This is a genomic window from Candidatus Neomarinimicrobiota bacterium, from assembly GCA_021157965.1.
Lineage (GTDB): Bacteria > Fidelibacterota > Fidelibacteria > Fidelibacterales > Fidelibacteraceae > Fidelibacter.
Map to the genome: position 1 here is coordinate 40,219 of JAGGVO010000036.1, position 16,441 is coordinate 56,659.

Genomic DNA, 16,441 nt, shown 5'->3' on the forward strand with positions numbered 1-16,441 from the left:
TCTCCTTAAAATGTAAAAAGCACACTCAGGAAACCAAGTGTGCTTTATGTAAACAGATACTCCGCCATAAAGGGGACGGATTATTTCAGTTTAAAGACAACAGGAATTGCAATCCAGACGCCCACATTACGATCCCGCTGTTTAGCCGGTTTAAACCGTGTTTTTTTAATGGCTTTAATCGCGGCTTCATCAAGACCTGTATTGGGAATACCCTTCATAATCACACAATCGGTCACTATGCCTTTTTCATTCACAAAAGCCTGGACAATGACCGTCCCTTCGATCTGGGCTTCCCGGGCAATTTCCGGGTACACAATATTACGAAGGATGGCGTTGGCGCCGCCAATAGGTTCGGGAGGTTCATCATAAGGAATGAACCGGACTCTGGGGCCTGTTTCATCTTCTGTGTCCTCCGGTGGTGGTGGAGGCGCATCCATTAGTTCAAAATCCTCAAAATCCAGTTCCTCCATAGTAATATCTTCCGCAATCTCTTCATCTTCACTCATTACGGGAACTGTGGGGCGTTGAGGAGGCGCGGATTTTTGAACCTGCTGTGTCTGCGGGATATCCATCACTTCAATCTGAATCTGGGGCCCTGTTGTTTCGATTGTAGAATCTGATTCAAATTTCGGTACAAAGTAAAAAATCAGGATAAGGAGGAAAACCACCAGAATACTGGATACTTCCGCCACAAACACGGACCGTTCTTTGAATCTTTCGAATTGTTTTACAGACATTGACTGTACTCCATTAGTAATTAGCTGTGGTGGCTGAATAATTCACCCGGAGCGCATCGGCTTCACGGAGTTCATTGTGAATCTGAGAGATAACCCCCATCTGCACATTCCGGTCCGCTCTGATAGATACGATCAGCTGGGGATCGGCCACACGTTTGGAATACATAACCTTTCTCACGTCATTCACCTGGATCAGTTTATCATCCACAGATATCACACCGTCTCGTCCCACAAAAATATAGGATACATGCCGTTTGGTTTCTACTTTTTCAATCTTACGGGCCTGTGGAAGAATCACCTTCAATCCTTCAAACTGGCGCATGGTTGTCGTCATCATGAAAAAGATCAACAACATGAAAATAATATCAGGCATAGATGACGTGGGGATTTCAGCTTTCAGCTTTGTTTTTTTCTTTATCGCCATAGTATTGCCTTATTTATTCCGAATCGGCGATGGAAATACGGGTTGCATTCGCCAATTTCAACTGATCTATCACTTTAATATAATCCTGGTATTTTGTATTTTCCGCTGTTTGTACAGAGAAAATCATCAGGGAATTTTGTGAAAGGAGCCGTTGAGCTTCACGGCTGATTTCCCGGGGCTGTACTTCCTTATCGTTCATAAGGACTTGTCCCGAAGCATTCACCAGGACATTCGTGATATTTTTAGGATTCACCTTAAATTCCCCGCCTTTCCCCGGCAAGACGAATCCAATCCCCTTATCCGGATCGATGGTAGAGACCAGAAGAAAAAAGACCAGGAGCAAAAAAGCAATGTCGGACATAGATGACGAGGGGATTTCAGCTTTTTTACGTTTTCTATTTTTTACAAGCATAGATTTAATCCGGCCTTATTTTTTCATTTTTAAGGATAATACATCCACCAGGGTTACGGCACTTTTTTCCAGGTCGATAACCATTTTATCAATACGGCTCATGAACCAGTTCTGGAAAATGGAGATAATCACAGCCACAATCAAGCCAAACAATGTCGTCAGCAAGGCTTCAGAAATACCGCTGGCCACAATAGCGGGTGAAATATCATTGGCAGCAGCCACATCGTTAAAAGCACTTACCATACCCGAAACCGTACCAATAAATCCAAGCATAGGTGCAATTGTGATAGCTGTCGAAAGCCAGATCTGGTTCTTTTCAAGAAATGCCATTTCCAGAGAACCGGCAGATTCAATCACTTTTTCCACCCGTTCCAGCCCCTGATCCATACGGCTGAGGGCTTCATGATAAATCGCTGCAACAGGGCTGCTGGATTTTTCACATTCTTCCTTAGCAGCTTCCGGTCCTTCTTCCCTGAGAATCGTTTCAATTTTCTTCAGGAATGAGCGGGTTCTGAGTTCAGCAGCTGTGAGTGAATAAAACCGTTCAAATACAATGATGAGTCCAAAAATGAACACACCAAGGATCCAGGGCATAAACGGACCGCCCTTTACAAATAATTCAACCATGGATATGAACCTCCGATCTTAATTGAAAAGTTGTTTCAAACATCATTGCCAGCCATTTTACTCAAAGCAATGTTTAATGTCAATTCTTTTTAGCACGGTTCAAGGCTTTAATCCCGGCAGTTTTTTAGCATCGGAAATGTGTTCCAGAGCAGCTTTAAACTGATTATCAGTAAGAAGACGCGCTTTGTAAAATGCGTTATTACCCCACCACATTTTAGCCATTTCCGATTTCAGTTGCATCTCAATGTAATCTTTGTCTTTTTGCAGGTCTTCAAGCGTTAAGGATTCAACCTTATCCCCAACAAAGGTCAGAAAATCCTCAAGATATCCTTCGGGAAGATCTGCGTTGAAGATAAATGTTTCGGCATTTGCAGGAGGATCAGGATACTTTTTACTCAATTCCTGAGCAAATTTGAAAAAGAGCCGGTCGCTGTGCTGAAAGACCTTCACTGTTGACTTAGACAGGTTCAATTGTCTTTTAACCAGCACATCAGGCGTAATGCCTCCACCTCCGTAAACAATCCTTCCGGATCTGGTCTTAAAAACCGGTTTATCTGTTGTATCATGAGCTGTTGAATCAGCCTCATCCGCTAAAATAATGGACTCATAGTAATCCTGCAGACCATTATTGTAGGGACGTTGAATCAGTCTGCCGGAAGGAGTGTAATACCGCGCAACGGTTACCCGGACAGCCGAACCATCTTTCAGAGGCCACTGCCGCTGAACAAGTCCTTTACCAAAGCTGGTCTCCCCCACAATCATTCCCCGGTCCAGATCCTGAAGAGCTCCGCTGACAATTTCCGAAGCACTGGCTGAGCCCCGATTAATCATGACCACAACGGGCAAATCTTTAAATTCGCCTTTCCCTGTAGCATAAAATTCTTCGTTGGCATTGGGTAAACGGCCTTTGGTATAGACAATCATGTCACCGGCATTCAGAAAATGATCCAGCATTTCCACTGCCTCATTCATATAGCCTCCGCCGTTATAGCGCAAATCAATGATGAGAGCTGTCATGCCTTGTGCTTCCAAATCATGAAGGGCAGCAGAAAATTCCTCGGCTGTTTTTTGAGAAAACCGGTTCACAAGGACATATCCTATATTTTCATCGACGAGGAAATGGGCGAGGACAGAGTAAATGGGAATATCATCCCGGATAATTTCCACTTCAAAAGGTTCTTCTTCCCCTACCCGTTTTACCGTGAGGGTAACGGATGTCCCTTTGGGTCCACGGAGTTTTTTAAACGTTTCTTCCTGTGTGATTTTATAAGCAGATTCACCATTAATTTTGAGGAACTTATCCCCGGATTGCAAGCCTACCCGTTCGGATGGGGTGCCCACAATAGGTGAAATAACCGTGATGTATCCATCAATAATATCAAATTCGATTCCAATTCCCTGAAAGTTCCCCTGGAATTCTTCCTTAACGGTTTTCAGCTTTTCCTTGTTGATATAGACAGAGTGGGGATCCAATTCTTCCAGCATCCCCCGGTATGCCCCCTCCATTGTTTTGGCCCAGTCTACCTCGTCTACATAACTCTCATTAATAATGGAGATGATGTCATTCATCACCGCAATTTTCAAATATAAATCATCAACTGAAGCGGAGATTTTGGGGTAAAATATAGCTGTTGCCAATAACAGAATGGTCAGTGTGGAGAGAAATATTTTCTTTTTCATTGTTTTCATCATTTTCACATGTTAACCAGATTGTTAATATACGTTTTTACCGTGTAAGTCAAAAGCCTTAATCGGTACGGGAACCGGCATGAATTGAACGTGACAGATAATCAATCATCTTTTTAGCCAGATCTGCAGGCTGGTGGTCATTCAGCTGGGCATTGTAGAAAATGATGATTGTTTCTGTTGTCATGGGATTCCGAAGCATAACGGATGTAAAACCCGGCAGCCCCCCCAGATGCCCATACCATGATTCATACCGAAGAATTCCAGGACCGTAATATCCTCCTTCAATTGTTGTCGGTACTTCATGTTGCAACCGAAATGCGTGACTTTCAGCGGACATAAGGCTTCCGTCAGTTAAAAAGACTGCATATTCCCGTAAATCCCGGAGAGTGGAAATCACGGCACCTGCCGCCCAGGCGACGGAAATATCGTAGGATTCTGACCAGTCGACAGGATATCCAGTATCCCCGGCGTAATATCCTTTGGGATGGGGCTCGGGCATGTCGTTGCCTGTCTCCGGAAAAGTCGTGTGGAATAATCCGCAAGGCTCAAAAATCCGGTCATTCAATTCATTTGCCAGGGATTTTCCGGTAATTTGCTCAATAATGCGGCCCAGGATAATGGTATTGGTATTGCTGTAATGCCAGTTTTCTCCCGGTTCGGACAAGGGTGTTAAAGAGGTTCCCAGTGCAATCAGAGAATCGGGATGCCATATATGGAGAGGATCTGCCAGGGCCATTTGCATAAAATGGGGATGTGTGGAATAATCAGCTATGCCGCTTGTCATGTCCGATAACATGAGGAGTGTAATGGAATTGCTATGGGGTATGTCCGGCCTGAACTGTGACAGGGTGTCTTCCATGGACAACAGGCCTTCATCAATCAACTGAAACAGAACGGTGTTGACCATGGTTTTTGTTATGCTGGCAATCCTGAAATACATATCCGTTTCCATGGGTTTTCCTTCCATCAGGTCGGCAAATCCCGTGGCATATTCCCAGGCTGTTTGGGAGCTGTCCGACCAGTATCCGGCAATGATCCCCGGAACGGGTGTCTGATCAACCACTGAATCGCAGAGACTTTCAAAATAGTTTGTCTCTTCCCCGGATGTTTCAGGTGCTGTATTTCCTCCTTCCTCACATCCCGTGCCAAAAACAATAATGAGAAAGATGAAATACCATAGCATTCGTTTCGGCATCATTATTCCTTTATAATATTCACACAATTTATTTTATCAACACACATTTTTGAGAAGCATAACGGCCTCCGGCACGGAGTGTGAGAAAATAGATTCCCGAGCTGAATTCCGAAGCATCCCAGACAAGTCTGTGTGTTCCTTTTTCAAAGGTGACATTTGCAAGAGTTGTAACTTGTTCCCCTTTGACATCAAACACACGAAGTTCTACATGGCAATCCTCCGGAAGGGAAAAGTGAATGGTGGTTTGGGGATTAAAGGGATTGGGATATACAGCTTGGAGGGCAAATATCTCAGGATACACTTCCATATTGATCTCACTACCGGTCTGAATGGTAAAGACGGCATCGCTTGTATCGGCAGCATCGCTATCCCGGTCCAGGATCCGCACAAGGCATTCTGTGGAAGAAATATCCGGTGCAATCCAGTCGTATGCACCAAGGGGAGCCTCAACCCGATAGCGGATTGTGTTCCAGTCTGACCCGCCGTCATTCGAATACTCCAGCTTTACGTTTTCAACATAAGCGCTGGTCCATGTTATCATTATGGTATCCCCTGCCGTGAACAATTCACCCCCATTGGGTGTCAGAAGTGTTACAGATTGTTCAATGATGCTGAAATTCATATTACTCTCATCGGCAATCAGGGAATCGGAGAAATCTCTGATACGGATGCGGCAAGTTTCGCTGTTTACTTTCGGCACCTGCCAGGTAAAAACACCTTCCTCGGCCGGAAGACCATGAATGATCATTTGCCAATCCATTCCATCATTTACGCTGTATTCGAGACAGACAGAATCCGTTTGTTCCGAAATCCATTCTATTGTTTGTTCCGCTCCCGGACTCCAGATTTCACCGCCGTCGGGAGAAGTGATTTTGACGTATTTTTCTGAATGTTCAACAGGGAATTCGTGAAAACTCAGGGCACTGTTGCCATGGGTATTATTCACCCAGGGACCCTGATACTCAACAATACTGTTGAAATAGCTGTTATCGGGAAGATAGGTAATATGGGATATAAAATTAGGTCCGCGAAGTGTCAGAACCAGGGAGTCTCCCCTGGCTTCCCCATGGGATATCATTTCCCGGGTTCCTTCCGGAAAGAAATAATTCTCCATCGTATACTCCCCGACAGGATCGGGCCACCGGAGAGATTGTCCTTCATCAAAAACAAGAATCACCTGCTGTTTTGTGTAGTCATACATTGCCTGTTGAATAACCGGAGAATGAATGCCCGGTGTATCCAACGCATGATAAAAATCCGTCCGAATCAGATCAAAGGTCCGGTCAGCCATTGCCATATACCCATCATAACTGAAATGAAGACCATCATACCCGGGGAGCCCGCAGGTTGCAATGATTTCAAGATCATATTCCGGAAAGAAATCGGGCAGTGTCCGTTGCATCTCACGAAAAACACCCTGGGCCGTCCCTGGGCCGCCGGGGCGGAGTTGATACACATAGTATCGTTCCGGGGTATAATCCTCCTGCCATGCCTGAACCAGGCGGCTGAAGCGCTCCGGATAAGCCAATGCAGGATTCAGATCTGCATCATTTTCACCCTGATGCCATAAAATAGCACGAATACGGGTCACACCGCTTTTCCTGATCCGATAAAGCAATTTACCATAAATTGTATTCAGATCTTCGGGCATTTCTTCATTTTTAAAGTGTTCACTGATAGAACTGCCACCGGTTCCGCCATTGAAAAGGCAGGTGGGGATTCCTTCTTCCTCCATAATTTTCCGCTGCAAAGCCAGTCCCATAGATCCCACATTGGGACCTGTAGAGGAATACGCATAGGACATGGTCCACAGTGTATCTGCAGGATTGTATACATTATAATTTGAATTCGCTGTTTTCACGCCGAAGGTTCGACAAAAAGTGTTTTGCCAGGTATCCGAGGCAAATGCATAGTGTGAATTAGACTGGCCTGTCAGGATAAATGCATCTCCACAAACAATGTTCTCTGCCGTCCAAACCGGCGTTCTCACACCCTCTGTTATTAAAAACAAGGAAAAATCGTAGGTACTTAATTCCGCATGAATCAGACATTTAAAGAAGAAAGAAGCCTGATCGTTCGAATAGGAGAGATAAGAGACCTGAGTATCGTATAAAGTATCATTTTTGTAACACTCAAGGGCAATGGAATCATATCCTGTTTCCGTAACCGTTCCGGAAATAAGGACCTTGGCTGAATCGGTTTGATCCCGGGTGAACAGCTGGTAATCCACGGGTTTGTTAATAAAAAGTACAGGACCGGTATTCCCTTTAAGATTTAAAGTATAAAATACGGCCAGCAGCATGATGCAGATCAATCGAATTTTTCTCAATATCTCCTCCGATTATTTATCAAACGGCAATAAGACAATATAATGAAACTTTCCCATAGAATAAAAGACAAGCGTTCATATACCGCCTTGAAAAAAACTGAATTGAGTAGAGGGTGGAGAGTAGTGAGTTTTAGTTGAGAATGTTGAGTTTTTCTCCCCCGGAGGGAGAGATTGATTCGAGTGGGAAGCTTGGAACTTGTAACTGGGGAATAACGTGTGACGAGAGTTGGCACGGGCACAGTTACTGAGCAAAATCGAAGTCTGCTCATATCGGCAAAAATGCCGTTCAAAAGACCCGTGGATTTTTAAACGTTGTGAAGTAGCGGTTGAAGCCACTCAGCAGTTATTGAATACCGAACGAAGTGAGGTGATTGAATTTCGTCAGGCGGACATATCGAGGTGCTAACTTCTTAAAGAGGATTGATTTCATACCAGGATTATCAGAGAAATGGGATATATGATTTCGGTTAGATATCGCCCCCCACCCCGGGGGTAAGATACATGTCCTGGGCATATATGTCAAGCTTATATTGTAATTCATATATCCTTTTGACATCATATTCCTGTTTTCTCATGAACCCAAACCCGAAAACCAATGTCATCAGACAAGGGGTTCATTTCTTTTGTTAAATTCGAACATAATCACCCATTTTTACCGGACAATCCTTAAATTTGAGTAACAACAATATCTTTATACAGACCGGTTAAACATGATGAGAAAATTACAGATTCTTATTGCGATATGGCTTTATATGATCCTGCTGTCAACCTTATTATTTTCCGCTTCCGGTCCCAAAATCATCGGGTATTATCCCAGCTGGAACAAGTACACATATCCCCACACTGAAATCCCTTTTGAACATCTGACACATCTGTGTCATGCGTTTATTTTTCCTTATGAAGATGGTCGCCTGGATTTCAGTGGATTTACAGAAGATTCTGAACTTATCCGGGCCTGTCATGACCACCAGGTAAAAATTTCCATATCTGTCGGAGGGTGGGATCCGGCAAGAACACCTCGTTTTACCGTGTTAGCTTCAGATTCCATTGCTCGGAAAGCTTTTGTAGAAAATCTGACGCGTTTTTGTCTTGAGCACGGTTATGACGGTGCAGATATTGACTGGGAATATCCACCCCCGGATAAACAATCTTATACAACCCTTTTATTTCAGGAAATCTACGAAGCATTTTCAACTCAGGAACCGCCGCTTCTTCTGAGTATCGCAGCACCATCAACCGATACAAACAACCGATATAACTGGACAGTGATGAATCAGGTGCTTGACTGGGTTGGCGTGATGACTTACGATTATTACGGCAGCTGGACGAGTAAAGCAGGACCCAACGCCCCCTTGTACGGCAGTATCAGTACAACGGATCAGGGATGGATAGATCGGTCGGTAAAACATTATTTGTACGATAAAGGAGTTCCCCCGGAAAAATTGTGTATTGGAATTCCTTTTTACGGATGGGAATTTCAAGCCTCTTCCCTGTTTGGGATGAGTACAGGTGGTACCCAGCGCCGATACTATGAAATTGAGCCTCTTTTGAAAGAAGGATGGATTCGCCACTGGGATACAGAAACAAAAACGCCCTGGCTGAGTCATCCCGATCAAACCCGCATTATCAGCTATGACGATCAAGAGTCCATTACCGAAAAATGCTACTACATCCTGAATCACGGGTTGGCCGGAGCTATCATCTGGGCTTTGGGACAAGATAATATCGACGGTAACCCTTTATTGACGGTTGTTGGCACAGAGTTGAAATCATATATCCAAACCATTCAAACCCCCGAGATTCCCAACACAACAGATCTCTATCCCAACTTTCCCAATCCCTTCAATGCAGAAACCCACATTCGTTTCAGTGTGCAAAAACACACACCTGTAAAAATCCTGATATACAACATTCGGGGAGAACTTGTGAAAACGCTAGTGGAGGGCGCCTTTTCACCGGGGATGTATGGTGTGACTTTTCAGGGAACGGGATACCCCTCAGGGATTTATTTTTGCAGGATGGAAACGGACTGTGCGGTGTACACACTGAAAATGCTTTTTATGAAATAGACTGATCGTTTTTTATTCGAAGTTCATCAGAACAGAACGGCTAAAGCAGCTAACAGTCCACCTGTCAGCGTACACAGGAGGTTGACCCGGTCATTATTCATGGACCGGTATCCACGGATCAGGGGGATATCTTTCTCTGAGCAATGATCTTTTTTTTCTGTGATTTTACCGCAAACAGGGCATCGGTACTGGGCCTGGACCGTCGCACCCAAAATAGAATCGACTGTTGATCCTAAAAAACCGACCAGGCTTATCACGATAATATGTCCCGGTGTGAGAAAATCCATCTGGCGCCATCTCCACATGAACCAGCCTATCAGCACTACGGAGAATGACCCGATCAGAGCGCCAAAAGTCCCCAGAGCCGTGATTCCTCCGGATGTTCCCATTTTAACTTTTTTAAAATTGAGGATACTGACAGGCGGACGTTTGCTGAATGTACCCAATTCAGTAGCCCAGGTATCGGCGGTTGCCGCGGCGATGCTTCCCAGAAATATCATATACCAGACCGGATGCCGGGTAAAATAGAACCCGAGAATGGCAAGCATTCCCACACCCCCATTGGCAAAAACCTGAAAAATATCCCGCTGTCCCCCCTTTTCAAAAACCGTTTCAAGAATCTTTTTATGCCGTTTTCCCACACTGGTAAAAAGGCTGGAAGTTACAAAGAAGAAAATCATGGGGAACATCCACTCAAGTCCTCCGATGCCAAAGACAACAGTCCCCAGAAGCCAGGCCCCCACGGCACCGCTCAGGGAAAGGGTTTTTGCTTTCCAGGCAAGCCAGGCAATCCCTACAGTCAGTATCATCCAAAACATGAGCTGGTGCTGCATGGCCGGACTGCCGGTATAGAGAAAATCCAGAATTACGGCACTTCCCAAAGGAACCATCAGATTATCGGTCCCTTCATGGGATATGGTTTCTGAAACCGCTGCGTATACCGCCGTAAAAAAACCAAAAAGGACGGCTGTCTGCCAGGAAATCTCCGGTCCGAAGAAACGCCGGAAGAAATACATCCCCGTTACTGCCACAATGAAAGCAGTTATAAACATGGCCGTGCTTCCCTGGAGAGATTTTTTATCCGACCAGATTTTAAAGGTGACAGGGTGTTTGCGGGATTCTCCCACCCAACTGGCAATAGGGTCGCCAAGGGTCATGATAAGCATAGCTGTCAGTAAAATCGCCGGATCCTTGTCCCAAAACCAGAGGACAAGAATCAGAAAAGAAACGGGGAAATAGATAGTTCCGTAACTAACCCGGTCTGTCTCGTGTATACCCTTCAGCAATCCGTAGCGGATACCGAAATAATTGACAAGGATAAAAATAACGGCCAGCGTTGCAACCGGCAGGGAATCCTGAAAAAAACAGGGAGCAAAGCAAACCAGCACACCTACAAGAATATGGACAATCCTGCGTGTTGTGTGGGGATGCACCCTGAACAGCCGGAGTAAAAAATCCGCAAGACCTAAAAAGAAGGTAATGATAAGAAAAAACAAACCAAACATCAGCCAGGATGAAGCATTTTGAAACATGAAAACTCCTTTTCAAAAAGGGAATAGGGGAGGCAGCCCGGACATCTCATGTCTTGTCAACCATCAACTCAGAAATTTAACCCGATCTCCCAAAGAGAAGGTAGAAATATTTTTAAAAGAACTATTGCACTTCAAAGCGAAATACAGGTATATTCATAGTGCGTTTGAGGGATAAATCCCGAAAGGGTTTTGAAATATTTCTTCTCAGGTTCCCTCCTGTGTTGAAAAATGCCGGTGTGCAACGCACCGGCATTTTTCTTTTCAGCCGCTTTTTCATTTCTCCTGAAGGTGGAAGGTTCTAAATTCCATTATATGAAAAGCATCTTCACATATATCCTCTTTTTACTTCTTATCATTCCGGGAATGGCAGACTGTACGAATTACGATATCAATCTGTCTGTAGAATCCTCCCGCAGAGAATATGGATACAGGATGGAGCGCGGATTGGTTGTACGGCCGGGGGTGACCTTTTATCCTGGAGAAACTCCATGGTACACCGGTGCAGACTTTAGTCTCGGTGCCGGAGCGTGGGATCTGTCTGCATACGGAGGTTTCTATACATCTTATTCATCCCTGGGAATCCAACCTGAAATAAGTCTGGGGTGGTGGGGATATACCGATTCACTTACATCTTCACTGAAATGCACGATCAGTCATGTTTCCTTTTTCCGGTGGCAATTCACGGCAGATATGAACCCTTTGTCTGGATGTTTGTACGGTTACAATGAAATTCAATGGCCGATGGATTGGAAAATGCCGTGGATTTTGTCGGTTTATACCGGACTGAATCTGTCATCCTATCAACAGGGACCGGTCTACAGAAAAGCCGGGCTCTCGGAAGCCGGCATTGGCATCGCCACCTGGATGGAAATCGGGCCATGGTACGGAGAGCTCTCCCTCAAAGGCGGCCCAGGCTTTGACCGATTCAGTGTTAAAAACTATCAAATATTTTGCCGGTTCATGATCATTCTAAGCAGGGAATAAAAGATGGTAAACCGCAGCATACGGGTAGTCATGATTGTTCTTCTTCTCCTGGGTTGTCAGCTGAAACAGAAGGAAACACTGATGGATGAAAAATCCTTTTTCAAACAGGTACCGTCCTGGGCAGCAAAGGTCGTATGGTATCAGATTTTTCCGGACCGTTTTGAGAATGGGGATTCCGCAAATGATCCGGATAAAGAGTCTCTGAGAGGCGCGTGGCCCCACGATGCCGAATCCCCCTGGCAGCTATCCCCCTGGACGGCAGACTGGTATAAACTCCAGCCCTGGGAAAAGGAAAATGGGAAAGACATCTGGTTTAACATTCAGCGTCGGCGTTATGGCGGGGATCTGCAGGGTATCATCAACAGGCTGGATTATCTGGAAGACCTGGGGATCGGTGCCATATACCTGAATCCTGTCTTTCAGGCGCCCAGTCTTCACAAGTACGACGGAGCATGCTACCATCATATTGATGTCCACTTTGGCCCTGATCCGGAAGGAGATCAACAACGCTTGACCGGAGAAAACCCGGTTGATCCATCCACCTGGGTTTGGACAGAAGCAGATAAATTAGTTTTGAAACTGATCAAAGAAGCACATCGCCGTAATATCCGAATCATTTTTGACGGCGTGTTCAACCACATGGGAATCAACAGTTTTGCCTTTCAGGATCTTCTGAAAAACGGAAAAAAGTCAGATTACCGGGATTGGTTTACCGTAACAGACTGGGATACACCGGGATTTTCAAAGGTTCCTTTTACGTATAAAGGATGGTTTGGTGTGACAGAATTGCCCGAACTCCGTGAGGATGAAAACGGGATTGTAAAGGGACCCCGGCAGTACATTTTCGATTCAACCCGGCGATGGATGGATCCGGACGGGGATGGTGATCCCTCCGACGGGATTGACGGTTGGCGACTTGATGTGGCTTTCTGTGTGGGACATCCCTTTTGGAAAGCCTGGCGACACCATGTGAAAGCCATAAATCCGGAAGCATACCTTACGGCGGAAATCATCGATCCACCGGAGAAAGTGCTTCCATATCTGCAGGGCGACGAATTTGACGCAGTGATGAATTACAATTTTGCCTTTATTACCCACAAGTATTTTGTAAGGCGACGGGATAAAATCACACCGGTCCGCCTGGCACGGGAGCTGGATTCTCTGTTGAACACCTATCCTCTTGAAACACTTTATGTGATGCAAAATCTGTACGATTCCCATGACACCCAGCGGCTCCTCAGCGCCCTGGCAAATCCCGATATCGGAAAATTTGAAAACTGGGGAGAATTTTTCGGAAAATCACAGGCACATAATCCCCGTTACAATATCCGGCCGCCGGAAGATGAAAAATCATACAAAATTCACCGGCAAATGATTGTATTGCAAATGACATTTGTAGGTGCACCCATGATCTATTACGGAGATGAAGCCGGCATGTGGGGGGCTAATGACCCGTGTTGCCGCAAACCCATGGTCTGGCCCGATAAACAGTATGAACCGGAAGCCACCCAACCTAACCAGGACTCCATGCCACCCATCCCCGTGGCTTTTAACCACGAACTTCATGATTTTTACAGAAAACTCATTCATTTCCGAAATGAACATCCCGCACTCCAAACAGGAGATTATGCGGTGGTTGTGGCCGATAACGACAACAGTCTTTTCGGATTCAAACGCCAAAGCGGTTCAGATGTCGTCATGGTCCTATTCAACAACAGCGACCAAAGCCAACCCTTCGTTATTCATGAAAATCACTTCCGTGGACAAAAGAAAATAACGGAATATCCGGGCAACAAGGTGTATGACCGGGTAGATCACGAATTTATTGTGGATATTCCTGCATATCAGGCAATCATCTTATATTAGCCTGTTTATTTATATTATTTTATACGGGCGTAATTTTTGATTTATCCAATGTAGCGGCATTTTTTTATTAACTTTCCGCTTTGTTTTGTGTCAAAGAGTATTGAAAAGAAAAAGGATAAAAATGATAAAAACAGCTTCACGAATATTGATCATTCTGACACTACTTGCGACGGCAATCACGGCCCGGGACGGCCGGAGGCCTTCTGATTTCAGAGGAGCGGTCCAGGGGCGTGTTCTCGACAATGCGACCGGCAACGAAATCGGATACGCCAATGTAGTGGTATACAAACTTCCCGACAGTACTCTGGTCGACGGAGCCATGAGTGATGAAAACGGATATTACTATGTGCCGAATATTCCTGCCGGGCGTTACTATGTTTCAGTTAAATTCATCGGCTTTTACGAAGCCCTGAGTCCTGCATTTCGGATTACACCGCAAAGTGCAAAGGTAACCCTAAAGGATATTCGCCTGAAACGGGCTGCCATACAGATGTCCGAAGTCCAGGTTGTGGGAGACCGGCCTGTGATAGAATTCAAAGCAGACAAACGGGTTATTAATGCAAACCAGTTTGCAGCCGGTCTGAGCGGAACAGCTGTAGAGATTCTGGAAAACGTTCCATCCATTGATGTGGATGTGGAGGGAACGGTAACACTCCGGGGCAGTTCGAATTTCATTGTCATGATAGACGGGCATCCCAGTATTTTTGAAGGCAGCGATGCTCTGGATCAGATTCCCGCCACCCTGATTCAAACCATTGAAATTATCACAAACCCCAGCGCCCGGTATGATCCCGACGGAACAACCGGAATCATTAACATTGTGACCAAAAAGCAAAAAATCATCGGTATGAGCGGACAGCTGTCTGTCAATACCGGAAACGGAGACAAATACGGTGCCAATGCCGCTTTGAGCATGCGTTACGATAAATTCACCTGGAACAACAGCCTGAGCTGGAATGATTTCCAGTCCGGCGGACAACGAACAACAAACAAAACCACCACCATGAATGATACAGCTTTCAGTGTTTCAGGTGAAGGCCGGGGAGAGATGCAGCGAAAGACTTATTCATACCGGACCAGTTTGGACTGGCGGCCAACCGGCACATTTCTCATTTCTGCTCAGTTCAATATCGGCCATTACGGACGAAGTCGTACCAGCAATCAGATTTTTGAAGAATATCCGGTTTATTCTTTATACCGCTCCCTGGATGACAACACCCGCGAAGGTGATTACTGGAGAGCCGGCCTTGAATTCACAAAAAAATTCAACAAAGAGGGACATGATCTCTCAGGCTCTGTCAGTTACCGGAGCCGTACAGGCAGTGAATTTAATGAAACAACCCGTCGTGATAACGATGAATCCATTACGGACCGAACCAAAAACACGGCAGATTCTGATGATTCGGACTGGCGGTTGAAACTGGATTACAAAAACATGATGTCTGAAACCCGCGGTTTTGAGGCAGGCATTCAATCCCGGATTTCCATGGATCAAGAAGGGACCGGTACCTATGGATGGGATACCACGGCATCGCAATATATTTATTATCCCCGGTACAGCTACAACAATGATTATGAACATGTCATTCACAGTTTGTACGCCATTTACAAACGTGAAATCGGTCTGTTTCAATGGCAATGGGGCGCCCGGGGAGAATACACCTACCGAAACATGCATCTTAACACTCAGGATACAACCTACCTGATCGACCGTTGGGACATTTTTCCCTCCATCCATGTCAGTCTTCCCATATCAGATAACAATCAGGTAATGGCATCTTATACACGTCGCATTGACCGGCCGCGGAACTGGTATCTGGAGCCTTATGCAACTCAGCGGGATGCCTACTCGGTTTTTCAGGGGAATCCGGGACTGGAGCCTGAATATATCAATGCCTGGGAAGCCAGTTGGCAGTTGAGTAAAAAGAAGAATTATATCGCTGCGGACATTTATTACCGGACAACAGAAAACAAAGTGGAAAGGGTCCAAAGCGTTATCGATAAAGAGACCCTGCTCTTCACATTTGCCAATGTGGGAAAAGATTACAGTACCGGTGCCGAACTTTCACTGAATGTGAGTCCTGTTTCTTTCTGGAATATTTTCCTGAGCGGAAATCTGTACCGTTACCGGGTGGAAGGCAGTTTTAACGGACGGAGTTTTGATAACTCATCCAACAACTGGGGGGTCAAATTCAACAACACCTTTTATGTGGGAAGCGAAACCCGGATTCAGTTTGACACCAACTACCATGGTCCTTCTGTAACCAGTCAGAGTGAACGGGAAGGATTTTGGATTGCCAGCGCCGCCGTGAAATACGACATAGGAAAAAACTGGACTGCTGCACTACAGATTCGGGATGTTTTCGGAACGGGAAGACACGAATTCACAACCACCGGTCCCAACTTTGTCAATGCCACGGCTTTTGAAAGAGAATCCCCCATTGCCATTCTATCCCTGACCTACCGTTTTAACAATTACAAAAACGGGAAAAACCGCCCGGAAAACGGTGAAGGCATGAACGGCGACGAGGATGACCTGTTTTTGTTTTAAACCTTTAAAAATAAAAGAAGGGATGA

12 protein-coding genes are annotated in these 16,441 nt (G+C 45.3%); 4 read left to right on the top strand and 8 right to left on the bottom strand.

Features of this window, described 5'->3' with window-relative positions:
• Positions 1-80: 80 nt before the first annotated feature.
• From J7K63_04440 to J7K63_04470, 7 genes are all read right to left on the bottom strand, one after another.
• Complete coding sequence (locus tag J7K63_04440; GenBank protein MCD6234270.1) at positions 81-737, bottom strand: energy transducer TonB; 657 nt, start codon at positions 735-737, stop codon at positions 81-83.
• A gap of 13 nt (positions 738-750) precedes the next feature.
• Positions 751-1,161 carry a biopolymer transporter ExbD gene (locus tag J7K63_04445; GenBank protein ID MCD6234271.1) on the bottom strand — a complete coding sequence of 137 codons (411 nt, stop codon included), beginning with the start codon at positions 1,159-1,161 and terminating at the stop codon, positions 751-753.
• Positions 1,162-1,174: 13 nt separating this feature from the next.
• Positions 1,175-1,573: a biopolymer transporter ExbD gene (locus tag J7K63_04450; GenBank protein ID MCD6234272.1), complete on the bottom strand. Its 399-nt coding sequence runs from the start codon at positions 1,571-1,573 to the stop codon at positions 1,175-1,177.
• A 15-nt stretch (positions 1,574-1,588) separates the two neighbouring features.
• Positions 1,589-2,200, bottom strand: coding sequence for a MotA/TolQ/ExbB proton channel family protein (locus J7K63_04455; GenBank protein MCD6234273.1), 612 nt, complete (start codon positions 2,198-2,200; stop codon positions 1,589-1,591).
• A 99-nt stretch (positions 2,201-2,299) separates the two neighbouring features.
• Positions 2,300-3,880 (bottom strand): S41 family peptidase, encoded by a 1,581-nt coding sequence (locus J7K63_04460; protein MCD6234274.1) that lies wholly within the window; start codon positions 3,878-3,880, stop codon positions 2,300-2,302.
• 67 nt (positions 3,881-3,947) lie between these two features.
• Positions 3,948-5,084, bottom strand: a complete 1,137-nt coding sequence (locus tag J7K63_04465; protein ID MCD6234275.1) for a beta-lactamase family protein — start codon at positions 5,082-5,084, stop codon at positions 3,948-3,950.
• Positions 5,085-5,112: 28 nt separating this feature from the next.
• Positions 5,113-7,413 carry a T9SS type A sorting domain-containing protein gene (locus J7K63_04470; GenBank protein ID MCD6234276.1) on the bottom strand — a complete coding sequence of 767 codons (2,301 nt, stop codon included), beginning with the start codon at positions 7,411-7,413 and terminating at the stop codon, positions 5,113-5,115.
• 710 nt (positions 7,414-8,123) lie between these two features.
• Between J7K63_04470 and J7K63_04475 the strand changes: the two genes are divergently transcribed.
• Positions 8,124-9,482, top strand: coding sequence for a T9SS type A sorting domain-containing protein (locus J7K63_04475; GenBank protein ID MCD6234277.1), 1,359 nt, complete (start codon positions 8,124-8,126; stop codon positions 9,480-9,482).
• 26 nt (positions 9,483-9,508) lie between these two features.
• Here J7K63_04475 and J7K63_04480 read toward each other — a convergent pair whose 3' ends face one another.
• Positions 9,509-11,014, bottom strand: coding sequence for a DUF92 domain-containing protein (locus tag J7K63_04480; GenBank protein ID MCD6234278.1), 1,506 nt, complete (start codon positions 11,012-11,014; stop codon positions 9,509-9,511).
• A gap of 228 nt (positions 11,015-11,242) precedes the next feature.
• Here J7K63_04480 and J7K63_04485 point away from each other — a divergent pair, with 228 nt between their 5' ends.
• The 3 genes from J7K63_04485 to J7K63_04495 all read left to right on the top strand — a co-directional run bounded on the left by J7K63_04485 (position 11,243) and on the right by J7K63_04495 (position 16,415).
• Positions 11,243-11,998, top strand: coding sequence for a hypothetical protein (locus tag J7K63_04485; protein MCD6234279.1), 756 nt, complete (start codon positions 11,243-11,245; stop codon positions 11,996-11,998).
• 3 nt (positions 11,999-12,001) lie between these two features.
• Positions 12,002-13,864: a glycoside hydrolase family 13 protein gene (locus J7K63_04490; GenBank protein MCD6234280.1), complete on the top strand. Its 1,863-nt coding sequence runs from the start codon at positions 12,002-12,004 to the stop codon at positions 13,862-13,864.
• A gap of 121 nt (positions 13,865-13,985) precedes the next feature.
• On the top strand, positions 13,986-16,415 hold the full coding sequence (locus tag J7K63_04495) for a TonB-dependent receptor (GenBank protein MCD6234281.1): 2,430 nt from the start codon (positions 13,986-13,988) through the stop codon (positions 16,413-16,415).
• The last annotated feature ends 26 nt before the right edge of the window (positions 16,416-16,441 follow it).

What these genes read in the sequence shown, in the direction of transcription:
- J7K63_04440 (MCD6234270.1), bottom strand. Translation starts at nt 737, where the DNA reads ATGTCTGTAAAACAATTCGAAAGATTCAAAGAACGGTCCGTGTTTGTG.
- J7K63_04445 (MCD6234271.1), bottom strand. Translation starts at nt 1,161, where the DNA reads ATGGCGATAAAGAAAAAAACAAAGCTGAAAGCTGAAATCCCCACGTCA.
- J7K63_04450 (MCD6234272.1), bottom strand. Translation starts at nt 1,573, where the DNA reads ATGCTTGTAAAAAATAGAAAACGTAAAAAAGCTGAAATCCCCTCGTCA.
- J7K63_04455 (MCD6234273.1), bottom strand. Translation starts at nt 2,200, where the DNA reads ATGGTTGAATTATTTGTAAAGGGCGGTCCGTTTATGCCCTGGATCCTT.
- J7K63_04460 (MCD6234274.1), bottom strand. Translation starts at nt 3,880, where the DNA reads ATGAAAAAGAAAATATTTCTCTCCACACTGACCATTCTGTTATTGGCA.
- J7K63_04465 (MCD6234275.1), bottom strand. Translation starts at nt 5,084, where the DNA reads ATGCCGAAACGAATGCTATGGTATTTCATCTTTCTCATTATTGTTTTT.
- J7K63_04475 (MCD6234277.1), top strand. Translation starts at nt 8,124, where the DNA reads ATGATGAGAAAATTACAGATTCTTATTGCGATATGGCTTTATATGATC.
- J7K63_04480 (MCD6234278.1), bottom strand. Translation starts at nt 11,014, where the DNA reads ATGTTTCAAAATGCTTCATCCTGGCTGATGTTTGGTTTGTTTTTTCTT.
- J7K63_04485 (MCD6234279.1), top strand. Translation starts at nt 11,243, where the DNA reads ATGCCGGTGTGCAACGCACCGGCATTTTTCTTTTCAGCCGCTTTTTCA.
- J7K63_04490 (MCD6234280.1), top strand. Translation starts at nt 12,002, where the DNA reads ATGGTAAACCGCAGCATACGGGTAGTCATGATTGTTCTTCTTCTCCTG.
- J7K63_04495 (MCD6234281.1), top strand. Translation starts at nt 13,986, where the DNA reads ATGATAAAAACAGCTTCACGAATATTGATCATTCTGACACTACTTGCG.